Annotated in this window: 4 protein-coding genes; all 4 read right to left on the bottom strand. The window is 66.7% G+C overall.

Annotation, left to right across the window (positions count from 1 at the left end; translation table 11 throughout):
- Positions 1-247: 247 nt before the first annotated feature.
- The 4 genes from ACIBB8_RS37815 to ACIBB8_RS37830 all read right to left on the bottom strand — a co-directional run bounded on the left by ACIBB8_RS37815 (position 248) and on the right by ACIBB8_RS37830 (position 1,763).
- Positions 248-604: a hypothetical protein gene (locus ACIBB8_RS37815; RefSeq protein ID WP_398959934.1), complete on the bottom strand. Its 357-nt coding sequence runs from the start codon at positions 602-604 to the stop codon at positions 248-250.
- The gene (locus tag ACIBB8_RS37820; protein WP_398959936.1) at positions 601-1,062 is read right to left on the bottom strand and encodes a prevent-host-death family protein; all 462 of its coding nucleotides are present in this window, start codon (positions 1,060-1,062) and stop codon (positions 601-603) included. The genes ACIBB8_RS37815 and ACIBB8_RS37820 overlap by 4 nt, the downstream gene beginning before the upstream one ends.
- A gap of 254 nt (positions 1,063-1,316) precedes the next feature.
- Positions 1,317-1,571 (bottom strand): hypothetical protein, encoded by a 255-nt coding sequence (locus tag ACIBB8_RS37825; RefSeq protein ID WP_398959938.1) that lies wholly within the window; start codon positions 1,569-1,571, stop codon positions 1,317-1,319.
- Positions 1,572-1,637: 66 nt separating this feature from the next.
- A complete protein-coding gene (locus ACIBB8_RS37830; RefSeq protein ID WP_398959940.1) occupies positions 1,638-1,763 on the bottom strand; it encodes a hypothetical protein in 126 nt (41 codons plus the stop codon).
- Between the last annotated feature and the right edge of the window lie 214 nt (positions 1,764-1,977).

The raw sequence follows: 1,977 nt of genomic DNA on the forward strand, positions 1-1,977 counted from the left end.
GCCCCACCGCAAGCGGTGGGGCCCTTCGACGTATTGCCCGGTGAGAGCAATGGCGGAGGATACGAGATTCGAACTCGTGAGGGGTTGCCCCCAACCTGCGCGGCGCTATTCAGGCGGGTCCGCGTGTGTTCTGGCCTGCGGCGGAGTTGCCGCTAGGAGAACCTTTGAGCCTGGCTGAACCCCGGTGAATGAGACCAGAACTGAGACCGTGATGAGGTCTCGCGACGCGGTCTCGGGTCCGTGAGGTCTAGCTGTCGGTGTCCTTCGGGTGCCGAGTGGAGGCGTACACGAGGAGGACCGTTCGCTCGGGCTCGTCCACGAGGTAGCGCACCCGGCCGCCGGCGGTCACCTCGTACTCCCACTGCGGCAGCTCGGCGCCGCCCAGCGCTCGTGTGGCGAGGCGCCCTCGCAGGCGATGCTGCCGATCCGGGTCGCTCATGGATAGTGGGTTGGTGCGGAGGGCCTCGAAGCAGCGTCGGGTGTTTCCCGGGGCCTCCGCGCAGAGGTCGCCCCATCCCTTGGCTGCTTCGTTCGTGGCAAACCGCATCCGCCACTCATCGCCGATCAGTGGCGGTGGGACTTCGTCACCGCGCTTGGGGCTCATGGCGCGAGTACCTCGCCATGGTCCTCGCCCTGCAGCGGTTTGGTGAGCTGTGCGGTCAGCTCGGGATCCGCCAGGATTCTGGCGGTTGCGCGCCACTCGACGATGACCCGGTGCAGGGTGGCATGGACGTCCAGCTCCACGGCGTCACGAGTGGCGTCCACGAGGTCGACGACGAACTCCCGCACCTCCGCGGCCGACAGGTGCCGGGTCCACGGAAAGACCGTGGGCAGGGCGAGAAGCACCGCCCGCGCACCCTCGTCGCTGCTGATCAGAGCGGCGAACAAGCGCGCAGTGACATCTGCGGTCTCCTCGCGCTGCCGGTCATGACGCTCGGTCGTGAGATAGAGGTCCTCGCCGTCACGGCGCGTGACGTGGACGCGCTGGGCCTGCTCCACGGTGTCAGCGACCCGTTTGGAGTTCTTCGACAAGTCAGAGAACGACACGGTGAGAGTGGACATGGCATGAAGGTACTTCGGAATACGTTCCGAAGTCAAGGTGATGGGGTTCGGGATCCACCCTTTCCTGGCATCCTCGCGCAACTGTGCCGTTGCCGGCGATGGCACGTTTCGAGTGAGGTGTGCCGTCCCGCTTCTCCGGCGCCGAACGTCGCCGGACGGGGGTGAATGCAACCAAAACTGCAGCCAGAGCTACCTGTGTTCTTCGTGCGTGGTGCCCTTGCCGGTGGAGGGCCCGACCGTTGCATCGAGGCATCTCACCGCAGGCGGCGGGCGCTGACCTCTTGGTCGAGCCGCCAGGTGCGTCCGCCGCTGGTCGATCGTTCGTTGCGCCAGTGGAAGGTGTCGGCGGTGATGTCGGTGAAGGTCCAGCGGATGAGGTCGCTGCAGGCGGCGCGCTCCATGACGATCTCGTCGTCGATCTGGCGGGCGTACATGTGCACCAGGTCGCCGTGGGCGGTGCCGTGGAAGGTGAACCGCCACAGTTGCAGGCGTGGATCCCAGATTCGCACGCACAGCCCGCACTCCTGGTCCGGAGCGCGACCTGCGGCGGGGAGTTCCTCGCGCCCGGGCCATTGTCAGACATCCAGGACCGCTCTGCCCTCCAAGGCGTAGCCGAACTCCCATTCGCCGCTGACGCGGCGGGCTGGTGAGCCGTTGGCGGGGTAGTAGGTGATCTGGGTCGCCCAGTGTCCGGTACGCATTTGGGGAGCAGCCCAGGTCCATGCACCTCACCGGGCCGGTGCTGCGGAAGGTTGCGGATCAGACCGGCGATGCGCTTGGGGATCCACCGCAGGCAGACTGGGACGGACAACGTCGAAGGGCCCCACCGCAAGCGGTGGGGCCCTTCGACGTATTGCCCGGTGAGAGCAATGGCGGAGGATACGAGATTCGAACTCGTGAGGGGTTGCCCCCAAC

The organism is Streptomyces sp. NPDC051286, assembly GCF_044455345.1.
Taxonomy (GTDB): Bacteria; Actinomycetota; Actinomycetes; order Streptomycetales; family Streptomycetaceae; genus Streptomyces.

Excerpts from the sequence above, each read along its gene's own strand:
- ACIBB8_RS37820 (WP_398959936.1), bottom strand. The coding sequence starts at position 1,062 with ATGTCCACTCTCACCGTGTCGTTCTCTGACTTGTCGAAGAACTCCAAA.
- ACIBB8_RS37830 (WP_398959940.1), bottom strand. The coding sequence starts at position 1,763 with ATGCGTACCGGACACTGGGCGACCCAGATCACCTACTACCCCGCCAAC.
- ACIBB8_RS37815 (WP_398959934.1), bottom strand. The coding sequence starts at position 604 with ATGAGCCCCAAGCGCGGTGACGAAGTCCCACCGCCACTGATCGGCGAT.